This is a genomic window from Actinoplanes octamycinicus (assembly GCF_014205225.1).
Taxonomy (GTDB): Bacteria; Actinomycetota; Actinomycetes; order Mycobacteriales; family Micromonosporaceae; genus Actinoplanes; species Actinoplanes octamycinicus.
In genome coordinates this window covers 5,663,742-5,683,996 of the sequence record NZ_JACHNB010000001.1, presented here as the reverse complement: position 1 = coordinate 5,683,996, position 20,255 = coordinate 5,663,742, and the positions used below count along the sequence as shown (strand labels likewise).

At 72.9% G+C, this 20,255-nt stretch carries 19 protein-coding genes; 11 read left to right on the top strand and 8 right to left on the bottom strand.

Translation table 11 applies throughout. The annotated features are described in order from the left end of the window. Both ngcE and BJY16_RS24885 read right to left on the bottom strand, forming a co-directional pair. Nucleotides 1–1,410 carry an N-acetylglucosamine/diacetylchitobiose ABC transporter substrate-binding protein gene (ngcE, locus tag BJY16_RS24890; protein WP_185041986.1) on the bottom strand — a complete coding sequence of 470 codons (1,410 nt, stop codon included), beginning with the start codon at nt 1,408–1,410 and terminating at the stop codon, nt 1–3. 16 nt (nt 1,411–1,426) lie between these two features. Then, nucleotides 1,427–3,115 (bottom strand): serine hydrolase domain-containing protein, encoded by a 1,689-nt coding sequence (locus BJY16_RS24885; RefSeq protein ID WP_185041985.1) that lies wholly within the window; start codon nt 3,113–3,115, stop codon nt 1,427–1,429. 109 nt (nt 3,116–3,224) lie between these two features. Between BJY16_RS24885 and BJY16_RS24880 the strand changes: the two genes are divergently transcribed. After that, nucleotides 3,225–4,904 (top strand): glycoside hydrolase family 3 protein, encoded by a 1,680-nt coding sequence (locus BJY16_RS24880; RefSeq protein ID WP_185041984.1) that lies wholly within the window; start codon nt 3,225–3,227, stop codon nt 4,902–4,904. Then, nucleotides 4,901–6,154, top strand: coding sequence for an exo-beta-N-acetylmuramidase NamZ family protein (locus BJY16_RS24875; protein WP_185041983.1), 1,254 nt, complete (start codon nt 4,901–4,903; stop codon nt 6,152–6,154). Before BJY16_RS24880 ends, BJY16_RS24875 begins: the two co-directional genes overlap by 4 nt. On the opposite strand, the gene BJY16_RS24870 is transcribed toward BJY16_RS24875, so the two are convergent. Next, nucleotides 6,133–7,104, bottom strand: coding sequence for an N-acetylglucosamine kinase (locus BJY16_RS24870; RefSeq protein ID WP_203758917.1), 972 nt, complete (start codon nt 7,102–7,104; stop codon nt 6,133–6,135). The two genes, BJY16_RS24875 and BJY16_RS24870, sit on opposite strands and share 22 nt — an antisense overlap. Before the next feature lie 48 nt (nt 7,105–7,152). On the opposite strand from BJY16_RS24870, the gene BJY16_RS24865 reads away from it, so the two are divergent. Then, the gene (locus tag BJY16_RS24865; RefSeq protein ID WP_185041982.1) at nt 7,153–8,109 is read left to right on the top strand and encodes a MurR/RpiR family transcriptional regulator; all 957 of its coding nucleotides are present in this window, start codon (nt 7,153–7,155) and stop codon (nt 8,107–8,109) included. Between the two features lie 5 nt (nt 8,110–8,114). Continuing rightward, on the top strand, nt 8,115–9,023 hold the full coding sequence (murQ, locus tag BJY16_RS24860) for an N-acetylmuramic acid 6-phosphate etherase (protein ID WP_307835712.1): 909 nt from the start codon (nt 8,115–8,117) through the stop codon (nt 9,021–9,023). Here murQ and BJY16_RS48540 read toward each other — a convergent pair. Together BJY16_RS48540 and BJY16_RS24850 are read right to left on the bottom strand one after the other, a co-directional pair. Further along, complete coding sequence (locus BJY16_RS48540; protein WP_185041980.1) at nt 8,994–10,100, bottom strand: sensor histidine kinase; 1,107 nt, start codon at nt 10,098–10,100, stop codon at nt 8,994–8,996. The two genes, murQ and BJY16_RS48540, sit on opposite strands and share 30 nt — an antisense overlap. Further along, nucleotides 10,097–10,522 (bottom strand): response regulator, encoded by a 426-nt coding sequence (locus tag BJY16_RS24850; protein WP_185041979.1) that lies wholly within the window; start codon nt 10,520–10,522, stop codon nt 10,097–10,099. The genes BJY16_RS48540 and BJY16_RS24850 overlap by 4 nt, the downstream gene beginning before the upstream one ends. Nucleotides 10,523–10,579: 57 nt before the next feature. Between BJY16_RS24850 and ligA the strand changes: the two genes are divergently transcribed. The 5 genes from ligA to BJY16_RS24825 all read left to right on the top strand — a co-directional run bounded on the left by ligA (nt 10,580) and on the right by BJY16_RS24825 (nt 15,750). Further along, complete coding sequence (gene ligA / locus BJY16_RS24845; protein WP_185041978.1) at nt 10,580–12,697, top strand: NAD-dependent DNA ligase LigA; 2,118 nt, start codon at nt 10,580–10,582, stop codon at nt 12,695–12,697. Between the two features lie 520 nt (nt 12,698–13,217). Next, a complete protein-coding gene (locus BJY16_RS24840; protein WP_185041977.1) occupies nt 13,218–14,483 on the top strand; it encodes a glycosyltransferase family 39 protein in 1,266 nt (421 codons plus the stop codon). Nucleotides 14,484–14,598: 115 nt separating this feature from the next. Beyond that, the gene (locus BJY16_RS24835) at nt 14,599–15,129 is read left to right on the top strand and encodes a DUF1269 domain-containing protein (protein ID WP_185041976.1); all 531 of its coding nucleotides are present in this window, start codon (nt 14,599–14,601) and stop codon (nt 15,127–15,129) included. A 114-nt stretch (nt 15,130–15,243) separates the two neighbouring features. Beyond that, nucleotides 15,244–15,390 (top strand): hypothetical protein, encoded by a 147-nt coding sequence (locus BJY16_RS24830; protein WP_185041975.1) that lies wholly within the window; start codon nt 15,244–15,246, stop codon nt 15,388–15,390. A 36-nt stretch (nt 15,391–15,426) separates the two neighbouring features. Continuing rightward, entirely contained in the window at nt 15,427–15,750 is a 324-nt protein-coding gene (locus BJY16_RS24825) for a hypothetical protein (RefSeq protein ID WP_185041974.1), read from the top strand. On the opposite strand, the gene BJY16_RS24820 is transcribed toward BJY16_RS24825, so the two are convergent. Next, nucleotides 15,708–16,622: an AraC family transcriptional regulator gene (locus BJY16_RS24820; protein WP_373873428.1), complete on the bottom strand. Its 915-nt coding sequence runs from the start codon at nt 16,620–16,622 to the stop codon at nt 15,708–15,710. The genes BJY16_RS24825 and BJY16_RS24820 overlap by 43 nt on opposite strands. Nucleotides 16,623–16,784: 162 nt before the next feature. On the opposite strand from BJY16_RS24820, the gene BJY16_RS24815 reads away from it, so the two are divergent. Then, nucleotides 16,785–17,414, top strand: coding sequence for a class I SAM-dependent methyltransferase (locus BJY16_RS24815; RefSeq protein WP_185041973.1), 630 nt, complete (start codon nt 16,785–16,787; stop codon nt 17,412–17,414). 34 nt (nt 17,415–17,448) lie between these two features. Here BJY16_RS24815 and BJY16_RS24810 read toward each other — a convergent pair whose 3' ends face one another. Both BJY16_RS24810 and BJY16_RS24805 read right to left on the bottom strand, forming a co-directional pair. After that, complete coding sequence (locus BJY16_RS24810) at nt 17,449–18,762, bottom strand: hypothetical protein (protein WP_185041972.1); 1,314 nt, start codon at nt 18,760–18,762, stop codon at nt 17,449–17,451. After that, the gene (locus BJY16_RS24805; protein ID WP_185041971.1) at nt 18,755–19,327 is read right to left on the bottom strand and encodes an RNA polymerase sigma factor; all 573 of its coding nucleotides are present in this window, start codon (nt 19,325–19,327) and stop codon (nt 18,755–18,757) included. Before BJY16_RS24805 ends, BJY16_RS24810 begins: the two co-directional genes overlap by 8 nt. Before the next feature lie 310 nt (nt 19,328–19,637). Here BJY16_RS24805 and BJY16_RS24800 point away from each other — a divergent pair, with 310 nt between their 5' ends. Beyond that, nucleotides 19,638–20,207: a DUF6461 domain-containing protein gene (locus BJY16_RS24800; RefSeq protein WP_185041970.1), complete on the top strand. Its 570-nt coding sequence runs from the start codon at nt 19,638–19,640 to the stop codon at nt 20,205–20,207. Nucleotides 20,208–20,255 lie beyond the last annotated feature (48 nt).

The following is a 20,255-nucleotide window of genomic DNA, read 5'->3' as shown; positions in this document are numbered from 1 at the left end:
TCAGGCCCGCTTGTACTTCTTGACCGCGGGATCGGCGGCGAACTCGTCGGCGGCCTTCTGCACCTTGTCGCACCACTGCGCGGCGTTGATCCGCTTGGTGAGCAGCTCCAGGGTGGCCGCGTTGACCCGCTCCCGCTCCAGCTTGCGGTAGTACGTGGAGTAGAGCCAGGTGAACGCCGAGCCCTGGGAGTCCTCGATCAGCTTGGTCACCGAGGTGAGGCCGGGACCGAGGGTGAGCCCCTGCGCCGCGCCGGTGACCGCGGTGAGGCTGCTGACCTTGCCGGTGAAGTCGGCGGCGGCCTTCTTGGAGAGCATGACGCGAAGGTATTCCATGCCACCCCGGACATTCTTGCCTTTGGCCGGGACGATGAACGGTTCACTCCCGGTGCCGCGGAACGCGCCGTAGGGCATCTTGTCGCCGGTGGTCAGGCTGGGCGTGGGCGCGACCGCCATCCGGAAGTCCGGCGGGGTGACCGCCTTCATCTCGTTCTCCAGCCACGATCCGCAGGAGACGAACGCGGCGTGCCCGCGGGCCCACTCGGTCTGCGCCTGGATGTGGTCCATCCCCTCGGCGCCCGGTTGCAGGAAACCGTCGACGGCGAGCTGGTAGTAGGCCTCGGCGGCGGCCTTCACCGAGTCGTTCCTCCAGGCGTTGGGCTCCAGGTTGTCGATCGCCTTGAGCACGTCGAGGCCGCCGAGCTTGCCGGCCGCGGTGAGGATCGGCCAGCTCATGTAGCGGGCGTGCACGCCGGTGTAGGCCCACGGCGCGATCCCGGCCGCCTTGATCTTCTTGCACAGGGCGATCATCTCGGCCCAGGTCTTCGGATACGCCCAGCCCTTGGCCTCGAAGAGCTTCTGCGAATACCAGATCCCGTACGCCGAGTAGGCGTAGTTCAAGGTCAGGAACTTCCCGTCGTACGACCCGACGTCGACGATCCCCGGCAGCAGGGTGTCCCGGACCTTCTTCGACGGATCGTCCAGGCTGGGCGCGTCGAGCAGCTCGCCCAGGTCGGTCAGCGCGCCCTGGGAGACCAGCCCGTTGAAGTCGATCTGGCTGCCGCCGGAGTTGTCCACCACGTCCGGCGGGTCACCGGCGACGAACCGGGGCTGCAGCGTCTCGGCGATCTGCTGGGTGGCCGAGTGCTTGATCTCCGCCTTCGGGTAGCGCTCCCGGTACATCGCCTCGTGGGCCTTGGCGTACTCCTCGCCGAAACCGCCGTTGAAGATCACCACTTCGAGTGGCGCGTCCTCCTTGACGCCGAGCGGGTTGGCCGCGCTGACCTCGCCCTTGCTGCCGCCGCCGGTGTCGTTGCCGTCGTCGCCACCCATCGCGCACCCGCCGAGCGCGCTCACCGCGGCGACGCCCGCCGCGCCGTGCAACAGGCCGCGGCGGCTGATCCCGTATGTCATCTCTCTCCACTCCCCGTCAGAGGTGCCAGCCGTCGGCGGCGAACGTGGTGCGGCCGTCGACGAGAATCGCTCCGGGCTCGACGACCCGGAGACGGTCAACCAGGACGCCGCGGCCCTGCGAGCCGGCGTCGGTGTGGTAGGTGAAGCGCAGCCGGGTGGACCCGGCCGGCACGGTGATCGTGATCGGCCACCAGTGGCGGCCGCCGAAACCGGAGAGCCGGGCCTGCGGCTCGACGCCGGGCAGGGCGATCGGTACCGGGGTCCAGGTCGCGCCGTCGGGTGAGGACTCCAGGCTGACGGTGTCGTAGCCGGGTTCGGTGTCGTACCAGAAGAGGAAGGAACCTCGCGCCTGCTCGCCCGCCGCGCGCCGCAGCGGCGCGGTCAGGGTCAGGTCGGCGCCGTCGCGGGTCTCGGTGCGCCACGGGTGGCCGCCGGGCAGCGGCCGGATCGGATGGGCGGCGGCGAAGGCCCTGGCCAGGGCGCGGCGGGCCACGTTGTTGCTGCCCCAGGCGCGGTCCGGGTGGACCCGGTTGCTGAGCAGGATCAGGAACGACTGGTCGAGCGGGTCGATCACGATCGAGGTGCCGGTGAAGCCGGTGTGCCCGAAGCTGACCGGCGAGGTCATCCCGTCCATGTACCAGTGCTTGGCCAGCTCGAAGCCGAGCCCGCGGGCGCTGTCCGGGTACTGCGGCAGCAGCTCCGCGTTGTAGTTGACCAGCGCCTGGCGGACCATCGGCGTGGACAGGATCCGGGTGCCGCGGTACGTGCCGCCGTCGAGCAGCGTCTGGCAGAGGACGGCCAGGTCGTCGGCGGTGGAGAAGATCCCGGCGTGGCCGGCGACGCCGCCCAGCGACCAGGCGTTCTCGTCGTGCACCTCGCCGCGGACGATCCCGCGGTGCACCGCGGGCTGGTACTCCGTGGCGGCGGTCCGGTCGCGCAGCTCCGGCCCCGGGCGGTACCCGGTGTCGCGCATCCGCAGCGGCCCGGTGACCCCGTCGTGCACCGCGTCGGCCAGGCCCGTGCCGGTGACCCGCTCGATCAGCGCGCCGAGCGCGATCAGCCCGATGTCGGAGTAGACGTACTGCTTGCCGGGCGAGCTGCCGGCGGTGACCGGGGTGCTGAGCGCGGCGGCCAGCCGGGTCTCCGGGGTCGGGTAGCGGGAGTAGAACGGCAGGAAGGCGGGCAGCCCGGAGGTGTGGGTGAGCAGGTGCCGCACGGTCACCGCCGCCTTGCCACCGGCCGCGAACTCCGGGACGTAGGTGGCCACCGGCGCGTCCAGGTCCACCCGGCCGGCCTCGGCCTGCTGGAGCACCACGATGGTGGTGAACAGCTTGGAGATCGAGGCCAGGTCCCACAGCGTGTCGGTGCGGGCCGGGACGCGCTGTTCGGGCGGCAGCTCGGCGATCCCGCTCGCGTCCGCGGTGTAGCGGACCGCGTCGCCGACCGCGAACCGGGACACCACGATGCCGTGGTGCGCGGCGAGCACGGTGGCGCCGGCGTAGGCGGGGTGGCCGGGATGGTCGGGGGTCGGCGCCAGGTAGGCGGCGGCGATGGCGGGCAGCTCCGCGATCGTGTCGGGAATCAGACCGGCCTGCCGCGCGGTGCCGGGGCGCAGCACGTCGTGCCGGAAGTGGATGTCCGCCGGAGTGACCGTGGGCAGGCCGATGACGAGACCGGCCACCATGCTGAGCGCTACCTTGATCATCAACGGCTCTCCATACATCGATCCGTAGAGGATGAATGTTTCCTTCGCTACTTGCAAGGGGAGCGAAGGTTATTGCCATGCACCGGTGACCCGGCTACCTTCGGGCACCATGCGAACGCGTCCCGTCGCTCTCCTCGCCCTCGCGGCTCTCTGCGTGACGATCCCGGCCACGCCGGTCAACGCATCGTCGCCCATCGATGCCATCATGTCCCGGATGACGCTGCCACAGAAGGTCGGTCAGCTCTTCACCACCTACGTCTACGGAAACGACGCGAACACCACGTCCGCTGACAACCGTCGGCTGTACGGCGTCGACACACCCGCCGAAGTGGTCAGGAAGTACCACCTCGGGGGGATCATCTACTTCGCCTGGACGAACAGCCTGCAGAACATCCGGCAGGTCACTACGCTCAGCAACGGATTACAGGCCGCCGCCGAGGGCGTGCCCCTCACCATCGCCACCGACCAGGAGCACGGCGTGGTCTCGCGGATGCCGGCTCCGGCCACCCCGTTCCCGGGCGGGATGGCGCTCGGCGCCGGGCGCAACCCGGTGGACGCGTACCGCACCGGGCAGGTCACCGGCCGGGAGCTGCGCGCCGTCGGGATCAACCAGGCGTGGGCGCCGGACGCCGACGTCAACGTGAACCCGGCCAACCCGGTGATCGGGGTCCGCTCGTTCGGCAGCGACCCGGGCCTGGTGGCGGCGATGACCGCGAGCCAGGTGCTCGGCTTCCAGCTCGGCGCCGGCACGTCGGCCGCGGCGAAGCACTTCCCCGGGCACGGCGACACGGCCACCGACAGCCACACCGGACTGCCGGTGATCACGCACACCCGCGAGGAGTGGGACCGGATCGACGCGCCGCCGTTCAAGGCCGCGATCGCCGCCGGGGTGGACGCGATCATGAGCGCGCACATCGTGGTGCCGGCGCTCGATGCGTCCGGGGACCCGGCCACGCTGTCCCGGCCGATCATCACCGGGCTGCTGCGCGAGGAGCTCGGCTACCGCGGGGTGATCGTCACCGACTCGCTGGAGATGGCCGGCGTGCGGGAGAAGTACGGCGACGCCCGGGTGCCGGTGCTCGCCCTCAAGGCCGGCGTCGACATGCTGCTGATGCCGCCGGACTTCGACGTGGCCTACCACGCGGTGCTCGACGCGGTCGCCTCCGGCGAGCTGACCGAGAAGCGGATCGATCAGTCGGTACGCCGGATCCTCGCCCTGAAGCAGAAGCGCGGCCTGCTCACCTGGACCCCGCTGGACCCCTCCGCCGCCGAGCGGACGGTCGGCTCGGCGGAGCATGTGAAGGTCGCTCAGTCCGTCACCGACCGGACCGTGACCGCGATCCGCAACGACGCCGGGCTGCTCCCCTACGCCGCCACCGGCAAGTCGATCCTGGTCACCGGGGCGAGCGCGGTGACTTCGCTGGCCACCGCGCTGAACGCCACGCCGCTGGTCGCCCCGACCAAGGACGCCGCCGTGGCCGCCGCACAGACCCACGACCTGACCGTGGTGCTGACCAGCAACGTCAGCGCCGGCTCGGCCCAGCAGACGCTGGTCGACGCCCTGCTCGCGACCGGCCGGCCGATCGTCGTGGTGGCCGTCCGCAACCCCTACGACCTCGCCCGGTTCCCGACGGCGCCGACCTACCTGGCCACCTACAGCTCCACCGCGGTGTCCATGCGGTCCCTCGCCAAGGTCATCACCGGCGCGTCCGCTCCGCGCGGCAAGCTGCCGGTCGAGATTCCCGGCATCTATCCGTACGGACATGGCCTCACCTGGAGCGTCGGATGAGGCGTCGTGGACTGCTCGCCGCGGGACTGGCCGGCGCGTTCATCGCCCCGGGACCGGTCTCCGCCAAGCCCGGCCTGCTCCCCCGGCTCCCGGTGAAGACCGGGCTGGACCGGCTCGCCGCGGCCGGCTGGGCCGCCGTCAAGGGTGAGCGGATCGGCGTGATCTCCAACCCGACCGGCGTCGACCGCGAGTACCGGCACCTGGTCGACCGGATGCACGCCGACGGCGTCACGATCGGCGGCGTCTTCGGCCCGGAGCACGGCTTCCGCGGCTCGGCGCAGGCCGGCGGCAGCGAGGGCACCGGCACCGACGCCCGCACCGGGCTGACCGTCTACGACGCCTACCTGGCGTCGCAGGCCACATGGGTGCAGATGTTCACCGCGGCCGGCGTGCGCACGGTGGTCTTCGACATCCAGGACGTCGGCGCCCGCTTCTACACCTACATCTACACGCTGTACGACTCGATGGCCGCGGCCGCCCAGCTCGGCCTGCGTTACGTGGTGCTGGACCGGCCCAACCCGATCGGCGGGCGCGCCTACGGCCCGATGATGACCGACGGCTACACCTCCGGGGTGGGCCGCCTCAAGATCACGCAGCAGCACGGGATGACCGTCGGCGAGCTGGCCCGGTTCTACAACGGCGAGTTCCTGACCACCCCGGTCAAGCTCGAGGTGATCGCCTGCACCGGCTGGTCCGGGCGGCTCCGGGCCGGCGACACCGACCTGCCCTGGGTGCTGCCCAGCCCGAACATGCCCACTCCGGACACCGCGGTGGTCTACCCGGGGACCGGCATGTTCGAGGGGGTGTCGTCGCTCTCCGAGGGGCGCGGCACCACCCGGCCGTTCGAGCTGATCGGCGGGCCGGGCTTCGACTACCGCTGGGGTGACCGGGTGGCCGCGCTGAACCTGCCCGGCGTGGCGTTCCGGGAGGCCTACTTCACGCCGACGTTCAACAAGTTCACCGGCCAGCTGTGCGCCGGCGTCGAGGTGAAGGTGACCGACCAGGCCGCCTTCGACCCGATCCGGACCGCGGTCGGGATGCTGGTGGAGGCGCGCAAGGAGGCGGCGTTCAGCTGGCGGCTGGACGGCGCCCGCCATTGGATCGACCTGCTCACCGGGTCGGCACGGCTGCGCACGATGATCGACGCGGGCGCGGCGGCCGACGAGGTGGTCGGGGCCTGGGCCGGTGAACTGGCCGCGTTCGACCGGCAACGCCGGCCGTATCTGCTCTACTCCCGGCTCGGGTCATGAGTGGAACCGGTCAGCCGGGCGTGCACCACCGGGGGCACGGGGGTGCCGGTGAGCCGCCCGACGGCCAGCGCGGCAGCCCCGGCGGCGCCGTCGAGCGCCGGCCGGGGCGGGGTGGCGGTGCGTGCCAGCAGTCCGGCGCGCACCGCCCGGCTCACCGGGCCCGGATTCAGCAGCACCGAACCGGCGATGACCGTGACGCCCTCCCCCGGACCGACGCTGTCGTAGGTGTGCAGCAGCTTGCCGGCGGCTCGGGCGCAGATCCTCGCGGCTACCGGGTCGTGCGCCGCCTCGCTGACCAGGGGCGCGAGCCGGCCCAACTCGGCGGGCGGCACGGCGAAGGCCTGGTGGAGCAACGCCTGGGCCACCTCCTCGCCGGTGGCCGCCTCGATGTTGAAATAGGCCCTCATCGTGGTCACCAACGTGGTCGGCTCGCCGCGACCATCCAGCGCGGCGAGGGCGGCCCGCAGCGCCCGCACCCCGATCCACACCGCCGACCCCTCATCGCCGAGCAACCAGCCATATCCGTCGCACCGGCGCTCCAGGACACCGTCGCGGAACCGCGCCGCCAGCGCCCCGGTCCCGGCCAGCAGCAACACCCCGTCCGGTTGGGCGGTCCCGGCCGCGAAGGCCACCTCCAGATCGGTCACCGTGGCCATCTCCCCGCCCAGCCCGGCCTCGCGCCACGCCTGCCGGGCCGCCGCCCGGAACCTCTCCCGGCCGGCGCCGGCCGACCCGGCCGCCCCGAGAACGCCGAAACGCACCGCCGTACGATCAACCGTGTCCAGCGCCGCGGCCAGCGCCATCCCGAGGGTCGCGCTGATCTCCCCGCCGCTGCTGTTGGCGTTCGCGCCCCCGGCCCTACCCCGGCCGGCCACGACGCCGTCGAGGGTGGCGACCACACACCGCGTGGTCGTGGCGCCCGCATCGACTCCGATCACCATCGCGCTCATAGGTGAAGAATATTGACCATCAGAGCCGAGCAAAGGAAGATTTTCTCCATGACTGGCCGAACGCGCCGCCTGCCACCCTCCCCACCGACGGCCGAGACGGTGGTTCGCGCGCGCGGCCTGCTGCCGTCGCTCTCCCCGGCCGAGCAGCGGGTGGCCCAGGTGATCATCGACGAGGCGGCCACCGCGTCCCGGCTCACCATCACCGACCTGGCCGAGCGGGCCGGCTCCAGCGAGACCACGGTGATCCGGTTCTGCCGGGCGATGGGCTTCGCCGGCTACTCCGAGCTGCGGCTCACCCTGGCCGCCGAGGCCGGCGCCGGGCAGGCCGGGCGGACCGCCGCCGACGCGGCGGTGGGCAGCGACATCAGCGAGACCGACGACCTCACCCAGGTGGTCAAGAAGATCGCCTTCGCCGACGCCCGGGCGGTCGAGGAGACCGCCTCGCAGATCGACGTCGCGGTCCTGGCGCAGGTCGTCGACCTGGTCGCCGGGGCGCGCCGGGTGGACATCTACGGGGTCGGCGCGAGCGCCTTCGTGGCCTTGGACTTCCAGCAGAAACTGCACCGGATCGGCCGGATCGCGTTCGCCTGGAGCGACACCCACCTGGCCCTGACCAGCGCCGCGCTGCTGGACGAGCGGGACGTGGCGTTCGGCATCTCGCACACCGGCACGACCAGCGACACCATCGACGCGTTCGCCGAGGCGGGCCGGCACGGCGCCAGGCTGGTCGCGCTGACCAACTTCCCGAAGTCGCCGATCACCCGGGTCGCCGACCTGGTGCTGACCACCGCGGCCCGGGAGACCACGTTCCGGTCCGGCGCGATGGCCAGCCGGCTGGCCCAGCTGACCGTGATCGACTGCGTCTTCGTCGGCGTGGCACAACGGACCTACCAGCAGACCCGGACCGCGCTGGACGCCACCTACGCGGCGGTCCGGGGCAGACGGATCGACACCGAGCGCCGGCGCGGCGGCGCAGCCGCGGACGACCGTGGTGGTCGCGGGTGAGGCCGGTGGACGAGGTGCCGCTGTCGCGAACCGAGCAGCGCAACCCGCGCAGCGCCGCGATCGACCGGATGCCCACCCTGGAACTGCTCCACCTGATCAACGCCGAGGACCGGCAGGTGCCGATCGCGGTCGCCGGCGTGCTGCCCGAGCTGGCCGCCGCGGTCGACCTCGCGGTGGCCGCGCTCGCCGCCGGGCACCGGGTGCACTACTTCGGGGCGGGCACCTCGGGGCGGATCGCGGTGCTGGACGCGGCCGAGCTGATCCCGACCTTCGGGCTGGAGCCGGGGCGGGTGGTCGCGCACCTCGCGGGCGGCACGCGGGCGCTGACCCGGCCGGCCGAGGCCGCCGAGGACGACGAGGCGGCGGGCGCGGCGGCGGCCGGTGACGTGGTGGCCGGCGATCTGGTGGTCGGGGTCACGGCGAGCGGGCGGACGCCGTACGTCAAAGCCGCTCTCGGCGAAGCGCGGTCGCGCGGCGCGCGGACCGTCCTGATCTCGGCGAACCCGGCGTCCCCGATCGCACCGGCCGTCGACGTGCACGTGGCGCCGGACACCGGACCGGAAGTGCTCACCGGATCCACCCGGATGAAGGCCGGCACCGCGCAGAAACTCGTGCTCAACGCCTTCTCCACGGCGACCATGGTGCGACTCGGCCGGACCTACTCGAACCTGATGACCGACATGCTGGCCAGCAACGCCAAGCTGCGCGACCGGCAGCTGCGGATCCTCGCCGAGGCGACCGGCGCGGCCACCGACCGCTGCCGGGAGGCGCTGCTGGAGGCCGGGGGCGACGCCAAGATCGCGGTGGTCACGCTGATCGCCGGCACCACCGCGGAGATCGCCGGGCGGGCGCTGGCCGAGACCGAAGGGCACGTGCACCGCGCGCTACGGCTGCTGGACCACGTCGCCGGCTAGCGGCAGACGCATCCGGACCCGGAAACCGCCCTCCTCGGTGGGACCCGACTCGACCGTCCCGTGCAGCAGTTCCGCGCGTTCGCGCAGACCGATCAGGCCCAGGTGGCTGCCGGGCAGCGGGAGCGCCGGCCGGGACGGCGCACTGTTGGTCACCGAGACGCCGACGTACGCCTCGTCGCGCCACAGTTCGACCCGCGCGCTGGCGTCGGGGGCATGTTTGCGGACGTTCGTCAGCGCCTCCTGCACGGTCCGGTAGAGCGCCCGTTGCGCGGGTGTCCCCACCTCGGCGTCGACGTCGCCGTCGAACTCCACCGTGATCCCGCTGGCCTCGATCAGCGCGGGCAGGTCGGCGAGCGTGGGCTGCGGGGTGAGCGGGGTGTGCCCCTCCCCCGACGCGCGCAGCAGCGACACCATGGTGCGCAGCTCGTCGAGCGTCCCGGAGCTGAGCCGCCGGATGCTGCGGGCCGCCTCCTTGACCGCCGGGTCGGCGGACACCACCTGCAGCGCGCCGGCCTGCACCGCGATCAGGCTGACCTGGTGCGACACCACGTCGTGCATCTCCCGGGCCAGTTGCGCGCGCTCCCGGGCGAGCACCGCCTCGGCGTGCCGGACCCGTTCCTTCTCCTTCGCCTGCTCGATCTCCACGATGCGTTGCCGCAGGTCGTACCGGGTCTGCACGAGCTGGCCGAGCAGGATCGGCAGCACCGCGGTGCCCAGCGCGTATCCGAAGGTGACCAGGTTCCCGCTGTCCCAGACCGGGTCCTCGGCCAGCGGCGACGGCACCGCCGCGGCCAGCGCCGCGACCACCGCGCAGGCGATCAGCGGCCGCCGGTTCCGGGACTGCGCCGCATAGCTGTAGAGCGTGGCGAACGGCGCGACCAGGGCCGCCTGGGTCAGCACCGCGGGCACCGTGAGCAGGAACGCGACCACCGGGAACCGGTGCCGCAGGAGCACCGCGAGACAGGCCACCACGCCGATGGCGATGTCCAGCGCCTTGTCCTGGCCGAGCCCGAACCACACGTCGAAGGCGGCCACCGCGACCAGCGCCGCCTGGATCAGCTTCCGCCGGCGGCTCACCGCTCGCTGTCCAGGGTGCGCCACATGGTCCGGTAGGCGGTCGGCGACATCACCACGCCGCCGGAGGCCAGGGTGCGGACCAGGTTCGCCATGTCCTCCGGGTCGGTGTCCTTGAGCAGGAAACCGGCGGCGCCGTCGCGCAGGGCGGTCATCACGTACTCGTCGGCGTCGAACGTGGTCAGCATCGCGACCGCCGGCGGCTCGGGCAGACCGCGCAGCTGCGCCAGCACGGTGAGGCCGTCCACGTCAGGCATCCGGATGTCGAGCAGCACGACGTCGGGGTGGTGCTCGCGGACCGCCGCCACGGCGTCACCCCCACCGGTCGCCGCGACCACCTCGAGGTCGGGCGCCGCCCCCAGGATCATCCGCAGCCCGGACCGCACCACTTCCTCGTCGTCGACGACGAGCACCTTTATTGTCATACCCCTCCTGTTGAATCAAGGTCATTCTCACAGGGGACCGAACGAAACGAGTACGAGATGCCTACCGAGCCGGACATCGCCCCCGTCGTCGACGCGGCACACGCCGCGCCGTTCGACACCGCCGACGACTATCGCGCGGCGGTCGAGCGGATCCGGGCGGCCGCCGCGGCGTACTACGAGGGTGCCGACCTCGCCATGGACGACGCGACCTACGACGCGCTGCTGGCCCGGGTCACCGCGACCGAGGAGGCGCAGCCCGGCTGGGTGGTGGCCGACTCGCCGGCCCGGGTGGTCGCGGCCGGCGGCGGCGTGGTCGGCGACGTCGAGCACAGCACCCCGATGCTGAGCCTGGCGAACGTGTTCGACGAGGAGGAGCTGCGCGCCTGGGCGGCCCGGCTGGACAAGGTGATCGGCCGCCCGGCCGCCGGTTACACGGTCGAGCCCAAGATCGACGGCATGGCGATCGCCGCGCGATATGTGGACGGCGAGCTGGTCCAGGTGGCCACCCGCGGCGACGGCCGGGCCGGCGAGGACGTCACCGCGCAGGCCCGGTCGGTGGCCGGCCTGCCCGCCCGGCTCACCGAGCCGGTGACGGTCGAGGTCCGCGGCGAGGTGTTCATGACCGACGAGGACTTCGCCCGGGCCAACGAGTTGCGCACCGCGCACGGCGGTCAGCCGTTCGCCAACCCGCGCAACGCCGCCGCCGGCACGCTCCGCGCCCAGGACCGGGCCTATCTGGCCCCGCTCTCCTTCCTGGCCTACGCGGTGCACGACCTGCCGACCGGTGAGGCGCTCACGCACAGCGACGCGATGGCCGCGATCGAGCGGCTCGGCGTGGCCACCACCGGCGGTTCGGCGGCCGGCATGGCGCTCTGCACGACGGTCGACGAGCTGGTCGCGGCGATCGCCGCGCTCGGCGCCCTGCGCGACAAGCTCGGCTTCGACATCGACGGCGTAGTGATCAAGGCGGACTCCTCCGCCGACCGGGAGGCGGCCGGCTCGTCCAGCCGGGCGCCGCGCTGGGCGATCGCCTACAAGTTCCCGGCCGACACCCGGACCAGCCGGCTGGTCGGCATCGAGGTGCAGGTCGGCCGGACCGGCCTGATCACCCCGGTCGCGGTGATCGAGCCGGTGCAGGTCGGCGGCGTGGTGGTCACCTCGGCCACCCTGCACAACTTCGGCGACCTGGTCCGCCGCGACGTTCGGGTCGGGGACACGGTCTTCGTCCGGCGGGCCGGCGAGGTGATCCCGGAGATCACCGGGGCCAAGCTGGACGAGCGCCCGGCGGACGCCGAGCCGTTCCAGGCGCCGGAGGTCTGCCCGCGCTGCGGCGGCGAGATCGACCGCTCGCAGAAACGCTGGCGGTGCGTGCAGGGCCGGGCCTGCGGCGCCACCGAGTCGCTGGCCTATTTCGCGGCCCGCGACTCGATGGACATCGAGGGCCTCGGCGACAAGGTGATCCGCGCGCTGGTCGCGGCCGGCCTGGTCACCGACCCGGCCGACCTCTACGACCTGGACGTCGAGGCGGTCTCCCAGTTGGAGCGGCTCGGCCGCACCTCGGCCGCCAAGCTGATCGCGAACATTCAGGCGTCCAAGGCGCAGCCGCTGTCCCGGGTGCTGACCGGTCTCGGCGTCCGGATGACCGGCCGCTCCATGTCCCGCCGCCTGGCCCGGCACTTCGGCACGATGGCGGAGCTCTGCGCGGCCACCGTCGAGCAGCTGCAGGAGGTCGAGGCGGTCGGCCCGGAGCGCGCCGCGACGATCGCCGCCGAGCTGGCCGACCTGGCCCCGGTGATCGCCAAGCTCACCGAGCGCGGCATCACCATGGTCGAGCCGGGCGTGACGCCCTACGCTTCGCGCACTCTCGCGGAGGCGCCCACCGAGGGCGAGCGCCTCCCGCTGCGGAAGGAGGACGGCACCCCGATGACCGTCGTGGTCACCGGCTCGGTCCCCGGCCTGACCCGCAACGAGGGCAACGAGGCCGTCGAGCGCCTGGGCGGCAAGTCGTCCGGCTCGGTCTCCAAGCGCACCGACCTGGTCGTGGTCGGCGACGGCGCCGGTTCGAAGGCCGTCAAGGCGGAGGAGTTGGGCCTGCGGATCATGCCGTCGGACCGCTTCGCGGCGCTGCTGGCCGCGCACGACGCCGGCGAGTCCCCCACCCTGGACGACTTCTAGACCGCGGCCCGTGGTCATCCAGGCGCGCCGCCGCCTGGTCCACCTCCATCCCGGCGCCCACGATCTCGCCTGGCCGGAGCCGGGACACCGCCGGCCGCCGCGTCCGACGACTTCCCGGCCCCGCTCCGCGGGATCCCGGGCGCGGGCGCCGGCCTGGTCAGCGGTCGCGGCTCCGATGGCTTCCTCGCCTGCCGGTGACGACGCGCCGGGCACGGCGTGCCATGGGCGGGCCGGGATCGCCAGGGAGTGGACATCCGGCAGGATCGCAGAGACCTGAGGCAGGCCCGGGTCGAGGTGGACGCGGTGGTGCGCCGGCATGGCCCGGCCGGGCTCGACGGGCGCAGCACGTCCGGGGGCAGCCGGGAGACGGCGGCGGCCGGACGGTCCACACCCGACGGTTGCCCGCGGTGGGTCGGGCCGTGACGGAGGGTGCCGATGCGCTACGCTCCGACAACGACGAGGATCGATTTACTGTGCGCCCTGGGAGCGCTCCCGGAGGGCGGGGTCGGGAGGTGGTGCCATGTCCGGTGCCGTGTCGGTCCGCGCGGACGGGGCGGAGGATGGCACGCCGGTGAGCGAGAAGCCGGAGCCGGTGGGCAGGAGCGCGCTGCGGCTGGCGGCGCCGGCCATCGGGCTGTACCTGATGCTGCGGATGCTCAGCCTGGAAGTCATGTACGTGCTGGCCAGCCACGCGCACGCGCGGGCGCCGGGCCGGCAGGTCTACCCGGACGGGTCGATCAACAACCAGTGGCGCAGCTTCACCTCCTTCCGCGACGCGCTGCTCTCCTGGGACGGCCAGTGGTACGCGAAGATCGCCGGCGGCGGGCTGGGCGGCCCGGTCGGCGCGGTCGACGCCGACGGGGTGCCGTACGAACTGCGGCTGGCGTTCTTCCCGCTCTACCCGTGGCTGGCCCGCCCGCTCACCTTCTTGCCGTTCGTCTCGCCGGCCACCGCGTGCCTGATCGTCTCGTTCCTCGCCGCGATCGCCGCGGCCTGGGGGCTCTACGCCGTCGGCCGGCACGTGGCCGGGCACCGGGCCGGGATCATGCTGGCCGCCGTGTGGGCGGTGGTCCCGGCCGCGATGACGCAGAACGGGGCGTACACCGAATCGCTCTTCACCGCGCTGGCCGCCTGGGCGCTCTACGCGGTCCTCACCGAACGCTGGCTGCTCGCCGGGGCGCTCGCCGCGGTGAGCGGGCTGAGCCGGCCGACCGCGGCGGCGCTGATCGGCACCGTCGGGCTGGCCGCGCTGGTCGCCGCGATCTCCCGGCGCGGTGGCTGGCGGCCGTACGCCGCGATGCTGCTCGCCCCGGCCGGCCTGCTCGCCTACTTCGCCTTCGCGTCCCACCGGCTCGGTGGCTTCGGCAAGTACGTCGACATCCACCACAACACGTTCGGCGCGCGCTGGGACAACGGCGCGAACACCTGGGGCATGGTGTCGGACATCCTGGTCGGGGTGGACGACGACAACGCGGCGCACCCGATCCGGGTGCTGTCGGTGCTGGTCCTGGCCGGGTTCATCGTGCTGTTCGCGCTGCTGGTGCCGCGAGCGCCGTGGCCGCTGGTGGTCTTCGCGGCGGCGATGCTGGTGCTCGCGACCGGGACCAGCACGCACATCTCGATGGTGGGCCGGCACCTGATGCCCGCGTTCCCGGTGCTGCTCATCCCGGCGATCCTGCTGGCCCGCACCTCGACCCGGAACCTGGTCATCGTGCTGGGCTCACTCGCCGTGCTCTCCGGGTGGTATGCGGGCTGGCTGCCGTTCATCTCCGGGCAGGCGATCTGAGGACGCCAGCTGTTCCAGCGCGCACGGCGTACCGAAATCGGGGGTTGAGCTCCGAGGCGCCGGCCATCCCGCAGGGATGAGGTGCGGGACGGGCGGCTGGGCCACCGTTCCGGGCATGGCTATCGACACATTTCTGGTCTATGTGGGTGTGTACCCGACGGTGGAGGCCGCGCTCAGCGACTACGACGCGGTCAAGTCGCTGCATCGGGACGCGGGGCTGATCGACGCCTACGACGCCGCGGTGCTGGAGCGCCGGGACGACGGCAAGACGAAGATCGTCAAGAAGCACGAGACGCCGACCCGGGCCGGTGGCGTGCTGGGCGGCAGCGTCGGCCTGGCCACCGGCCTGGTCGTGGCGCTGTTCCCGATCGCCGGGCTGGGCGGCGGGCTGCTCGCCGCGAGCACCGGCGGCGGGGCGCTGATCGGCGCCCTGGCCGGGCACGCGGCCGGCGGGATGAGCCGGCACGACCTCAAGGAACTCGGCGAATACCTGGACGCCGGGCAGGCCGGGCTGGTCGTGGTGGCGGTCGCCGACATGGGCGCCAAGGTGGAACAGGTGATGGTGCAGGCCGAGAAGATCACCACCCGGGACCTCAAGGCCGACCCGGAGGAGATCGAGCAGGACGCCCGGCTCGCGACCGCGTGACCATCGACGGTCTTCATCCCGGGTGGACGATGCCGGCCGCCGCGAGGCGCCACCGTGGCGGCATGGCAGGCAGCGGGCGCCGGATCGCCGCGCGACGACCCGAACCAAGAGTCCGTGTTTGACGCGTCGTTCCCGCGGGCGTCGCTGTTCACCTCGGTCGTCGCGTTCGGCGTGGCCGCCCTCGCGGTCGGGCTCGGCGTGGTGTTCGCCCTGATCGGCATGGCCCTGAACCGGCTGTCCCGCCGGGACGTCCCCGCCTGACCTGCGAACCGCCGGGTCTCGTGCGAGGCTGAGGCGGTGAGCAGTGACTTCGCGTTCTGGAAGACCGCCGTCCCGGTTCCGGAGGACACCTACGACAGTCTCGCCGAGGGCCTGAGCAGCGGGCTGCAGCCGCACCCGGACGTCGTCGCCTTCCGCGGCGAGCTGCTGAAGCGCTGGCCCGACCTGGTCGACGTGCTCGAGCCGATCGAGCAGGACGTCATCGACGACCCGGACGACGGGGCGAAATACGTCCTGCTCACCCTGCCGCTGCGGATGCTGGGCCGGTTGGAGGGGATCTTCGAGCTGGCCGAGAAGTATCAGCTGCGCGGGTTCAGCGGGGTGGCCGGCGAGGCGTTCTGACGCCACCGCGCCGGCGTGACGTCGTGATCGGCGCGGAACCGCCTGATGAAGTAGCTGACGTCCGGGTAGCCGACCCGGTGGCTGATCGCCGCGACGGTCAGATCAGTGTCGGTCAGCAGCCGGCGGGCCTGCTGCATGCGCCGCTCCCCGAGCCACTGCTGCACGGTGCGGCCGGTCTTGCGGCGCACCAGCGTGGTCAGGTGCCCCGGGGTCAGCGCCAGCTCGGCCGCCACGTCGGCCAGCGAGATCGGCTCGGCGAACCGCCGCTCGATCACCTCGAAGACCGCGGCGAGCAACGGCTCCTCCGCCGAGTTCAGCTCGCCGGCCAGCCGGGCCACCGCGACCAGCAACAAGGTCAGGTGGGCGAGCGCGGCCTCCGGGTAGCCGGTGCGGCGCTCCCGCAGCTCGGCGTCGAGCGCGGCGACGCGGGCCAGCCAGGCCGGGCGGTCGGCGGCCGGGATCCGCAGCCGCTGGGCACGGTCCGCGCCGCAGGCGAACGGGAACAGCAGCGGGTGCGCCCGCCAGGACGCGGACACCCCGGTCCGGATCACGTCGGCCGGGAAGAAGATCACCCAGCCGTCCTCGACGATCTCTCCGGCCGGCTCGGGACCTCCAGCCGGTGACGGCTCTCCGGCCGGGAAGGACAGCACCTGGCCCGGCGCGATGACGAACAGGTCGCCGTCCGTGACTGACCACTCGCGGTCGTCGATGAGGATCGTGCCGTCCGCGCGCGCGGCGTAGAAGAGCACCAGGAAGTCGTGCGTGTGGGTCTGCGGGCCGGGCAGCGCGCTCGGCATCAGCGGCTGCTCCGGGAGGCGGGTGACGGCCACCGGCGGCGTCCCGGGAGCGCGCCGGAAGACCGCGACCGGCACGCCGCCGGCCGTCCGCCGGTCCATCCGGGTCGGGCGGGCATGCGGTGGCGGATCCGAAGAATGTCCTATCCCCGCCACGGATCCGGCGATGCCGCCGTTCTCTACAGGCACGAACCTGAGAGTACGACCACGTTTCGTCCGATCACCAGAGCGGGAGCCGTCATGACCGAAACCGCCCGGCCGTACATCCCGGCGATGGGCCGCCACTGGATGCTGTTCCTCTACGACCCGTTCGCCCGCGTGGCAGGCGTCTCCCGGGTGCACGGGCAGCTGCTGGACCGGGCCGGCGTGCAGCCCGGCCACACCGTGCTGGAGATCGGCTGCGGGCCCGGCGACCTGCTGATCCAGCTCGGCCGCCGGGTGCCCGGCGCCACGCTGACCGGCATCGACCCGGATCCGGCCGCGCTGCGCAAGGCCCGCCGCAAGGCCGCGCGCCGCGGCCTGGCGATGAGATTCGAGCTCGGGTACGCCGAGCAGCTGCCCCTGCCGGATGACAGTGTGGACCGGGTGCTGTCCTCGTACATGCTGCACCACCTGGACCCGGAGACGCAGGTCGCGGCCATGCGGGAGGTGCTGCGGGTGCTACGGCCGGGTGGCGAGCTGCATCTGGTGGACGCGGACGGGACGCCGCACGCCGGCGGACGCAACCACCGGCATCCCCGGCTGGCCGGGCACACCCCCGCCCGCATCGGGGACGCGATGCGGGCGGCGGGTCTGCGGGAGGTGACCGAGAACGGTCACGGGGAGCGGCCGGTCATCGGGCGCTACGCGTTCTTCCGGGCCGTCGCCTGACGGTCGCCGTCGCCTGACGGTCGCTTTCTGGGTCTCAGGACGGCTCGGTGTCCCAGGCGGCCATCTTGAGAGTCACCTTCTCCGCACCGGGCGGGGGCTCCAGGACGTTGAGACGGATCAGCGCGCGCCCGGGGATCTCCTCGCTCGGGGTGATCAGGCAGTAGGTGTCCTCCTCGTTGAGTTCGACGGTGGACCGGGACGGGGCCTCCTGGAACGCGGCCGCGCACTCGGCCGGGGTCGCCGTGTCGCCGCGGACGGTGGCGGCCCGCACGTCGTCGCCGGTGTAGAGGTAGAGCGAACCGGTCGACTCGGAGATCCGGACGTCGCCGCCGCCCTCGCCGTCCACCTTGAGGTGCGGCTGCACCAGGTCGATCGGCCGGGACTGCGAGTGCACCAGCGGGACGGTGACCTTGGTGGCCTGGTAGAGCAGGCGGAACTCGTCGGCGGCCGGGGTGCCGGGAAGCGCGGCCGGCGGGGCGGTGGGTTCGGGAGCCGACGTAGGGCGGGCCGGAGGTGGCGGGGTCGGTCCGGCCCCGAGTCCAGGGGCCGGGTTGTGGGGAGCCGGCCGGACCGGGGTCACCGGCGGGCGGTGACCGGGCGTGCGGTCGGGGCGGCCCACGACCGTGATGAGCCCGCCGGAGCCGTCGCTCGATCCAGGCCCGGACGCGGCGCTTCCGCCGGGTGCGCCGGACGATCCGGACCCGGGCACGCTGCCGCCGCCGAACCCGGTGCTGCCGCCGAACGCGATGCTCCCGGGCGTGGTGCTGCCGTTGGGCCCGGTGCTGCCGGGCGCGGCGCTCCCGTTGGCCGCGGTGCTGCCGAACGCGGTGCTGCCGGACGCGGTGCTGCCGGACGCGGTGCTGCCGGTGGGCGCGGTGCTGTCGCCGGGTGCGCCGGACACCGGGCTGGACGCGGTGGCTGGTCCGGCGGTTCGCTTCGCGGGGTGGACCAGGGCTGGGCCGCCGTCGCCGAGCAGGCCGCTCGCCGTGGATCCGTGCGGGACGTCCACCACCGCGGGCCGCGGGAGCTGGTCGGTGGGGGTCCGCACCAGGGCCTGCGTGGTCACCGCGGTGCCGAGCATCAGCGAACCGACGACCAGGCCGGCGAAGCCGAGCACCGCGGGACGCAGCCGGTTCCGGGTGGCCCGCTCGGCCCGGTGTGGTGGGGGGAGCGCTCGGCGGCAGGCTGACGGCGTACCGAAAGCGGACTTTTTGATCTTGGATCTTCGGGCTCGTCGCTTCAGGTCGGCGAGCGCGGCCGGGACGTCGACGGTCAGCCCGGCTGTCGCCTGCCGCTCCGCCTCGGCCAGCAGCTCGCGTTCCTCGGGCGTCAACAGCGGCCTATCCACGGTCGCCTTCCTTCCGGAGTTTCTCTCGCAACGTCTTCCGGGCGTGCTGCAGATGCGTGCGCACCGAGGTGGCGCCGATCCGCAACCGGGTGGCGATCTCGTTCGCCGTCCAGCCCTCGTCGAGCAGCAGGACCACGGTGCGCTGCCGCTCCGGCAGCCGGCGCACCAGATCCAGCGCGTCGGTGCCGGCGCAGTCGTCCTCGGTGAACCGCACGAACGGGCACAGCTCCTTGGACAGATCGGTGTCCCGGCCGCGGGACCGGCGCACGTTGGTGACCGCGTTCTCCAGGGCCCGCGCGGCATAGCGGAACCGGGCGTCGGGCGGCTGCGGATGCAACATCGCCCACTGCTTGTAGACGCCGACGAACGCCTCCTGCGCCGCGTCGGCCGCGTCGTCCCGGCTCAGGCCGCGCAGGACCGCCCGGCCGACCAGCCGCGGATAGGCCTCCCGGAAGAACAGCGCGAAGCTGCCCTCCCGGTCACCGGTGGTCCCTTTCGAGGCGGTCCGGCTGGCTGGATGGTCGCCGTCCTCGCCCGGCGCCTCGGTGCTCGCGAGCGTCACCATGAGGTTCGGCCCGATCTGCCTCCGCCGCGCCGCCAGGTGACCCGGACCTCCAGATAAGAACGCTGCCGGCGGGCCCGGACGGGATGGCGGTTGCCACCCTCGCCGCCCAGCCCGGCCCTTACCAAGCTGATCAGCTGGCCGATCAGCGCGCTGATCAACGGCCCCCAAATGTCCACGTTTCCCCCGTGACTCTTGCTCCGGCGGTGGTGCTGCCTCGCTCACCGCCTTTGCTCAGATAAACGGAGCTACCTGGCAAAACGTCTAAAGCGTCCACGGAAAAGTTGTCGGACCCGGTCGCTACGCTGCGGCGATGGATCTTGGGCGCTGCGACGTGCGCGAGGAAGAACTGGGGCTCGACCACTGCCTGACCTTCGTGCGCGGGCTGACCGCCGGCGAGGTCGCTTCGCGGCTCGGCGCCGCCGAGACCGGTCGGGTGCGAGGGCTGGAGCAGTTGCCCGCCGGTTCCCCGTGGCTCGCGGTCGCCGACCTGCCGGGCGGCGCGGTGATCGTCGAGGCGATCCGCGGCCGGCTGACCTTCGCCGAGGCGTACGGTCCGGTGTCCCGGGGCACGAGTGTGGCGGTGGTCTACGAGTCGGAGCACAACGATCCGGCGTTCCTCTGGGTGTCGGACGGCGAGGTCCGGGTGTCGTTCGACCCGGGGTCGGCCGGGTGGCGGACGGGCCGCGAGCCGGACGCACTGCTGGCGGACATGGTTGAGCTGGGCTTCGACTTGAGCGGCAACGGTGAGTTCGACCCGGACGCGGAGTTCGACGAGGACGCGGAGGTGCGCGCGCTGGCCCTCGCCGAGCGGGTCACCGGGCTGCGCCTGCACGCCGGGATGCTGCGCGAACTGACCTATCTGGTCCTCCAGCCGCGGTGAGTCGCGCGGGCGGCTGGCGTGCCGGAAAGAAGCGGACGGCGGGCGTGC

Excerpts from the sequence above, each read along its gene's own strand:
- ngcE (WP_185041986.1), bottom strand. The coding sequence starts at position 1,410 with ATGACATACGGGATCAGCCGCCGCGGCCTGTTGCACGGCGCGGCGGGC.
- BJY16_RS24885 (WP_185041985.1), bottom strand. The coding sequence starts at position 3,115 with ATGATCAAGGTAGCGCTCAGCATGGTGGCCGGTCTCGTCATCGGCCTG.
- BJY16_RS24880 (WP_185041984.1), top strand. The coding sequence starts at position 3,225 with ATGCGAACGCGTCCCGTCGCTCTCCTCGCCCTCGCGGCTCTCTGCGTG.
- BJY16_RS24875 (WP_185041983.1), top strand. The coding sequence starts at position 4,901 with ATGAGGCGTCGTGGACTGCTCGCCGCGGGACTGGCCGGCGCGTTCATC.
- BJY16_RS24870 (WP_203758917.1), bottom strand. The coding sequence starts at position 7,104 with ATGAGCGCGATGGTGATCGGAGTCGATGCGGGCGCCACGACCACGCGG.
- BJY16_RS24865 (WP_185041982.1), top strand. The coding sequence starts at position 7,153 with ATGACTGGCCGAACGCGCCGCCTGCCACCCTCCCCACCGACGGCCGAG.
- BJY16_RS24850 (WP_185041979.1), bottom strand. The coding sequence starts at position 10,522 with ATGACAATAAAGGTGCTCGTCGTCGACGACGAGGAAGTGGTGCGGTCC.
- ligA (WP_185041978.1), top strand. The coding sequence starts at position 10,580 with ATGCCTACCGAGCCGGACATCGCCCCCGTCGTCGACGCGGCACACGCC.
- BJY16_RS24840 (WP_185041977.1), top strand. The coding sequence starts at position 13,218 with ATGTCCGGTGCCGTGTCGGTCCGCGCGGACGGGGCGGAGGATGGCACG.
- BJY16_RS24835 (WP_185041976.1), top strand. The coding sequence starts at position 14,599 with ATGGCTATCGACACATTTCTGGTCTATGTGGGTGTGTACCCGACGGTG.
- BJY16_RS24815 (WP_185041973.1), top strand. The coding sequence starts at position 16,785 with ATGACCGAAACCGCCCGGCCGTACATCCCGGCGATGGGCCGCCACTGG.
- BJY16_RS24805 (WP_185041971.1), bottom strand. The coding sequence starts at position 19,327 with ATGGTGACGCTCGCGAGCACCGAGGCGCCGGGCGAGGACGGCGACCAT.
- BJY16_RS24800 (WP_185041970.1), top strand. The coding sequence starts at position 19,638 with ATGGATCTTGGGCGCTGCGACGTGCGCGAGGAAGAACTGGGGCTCGAC.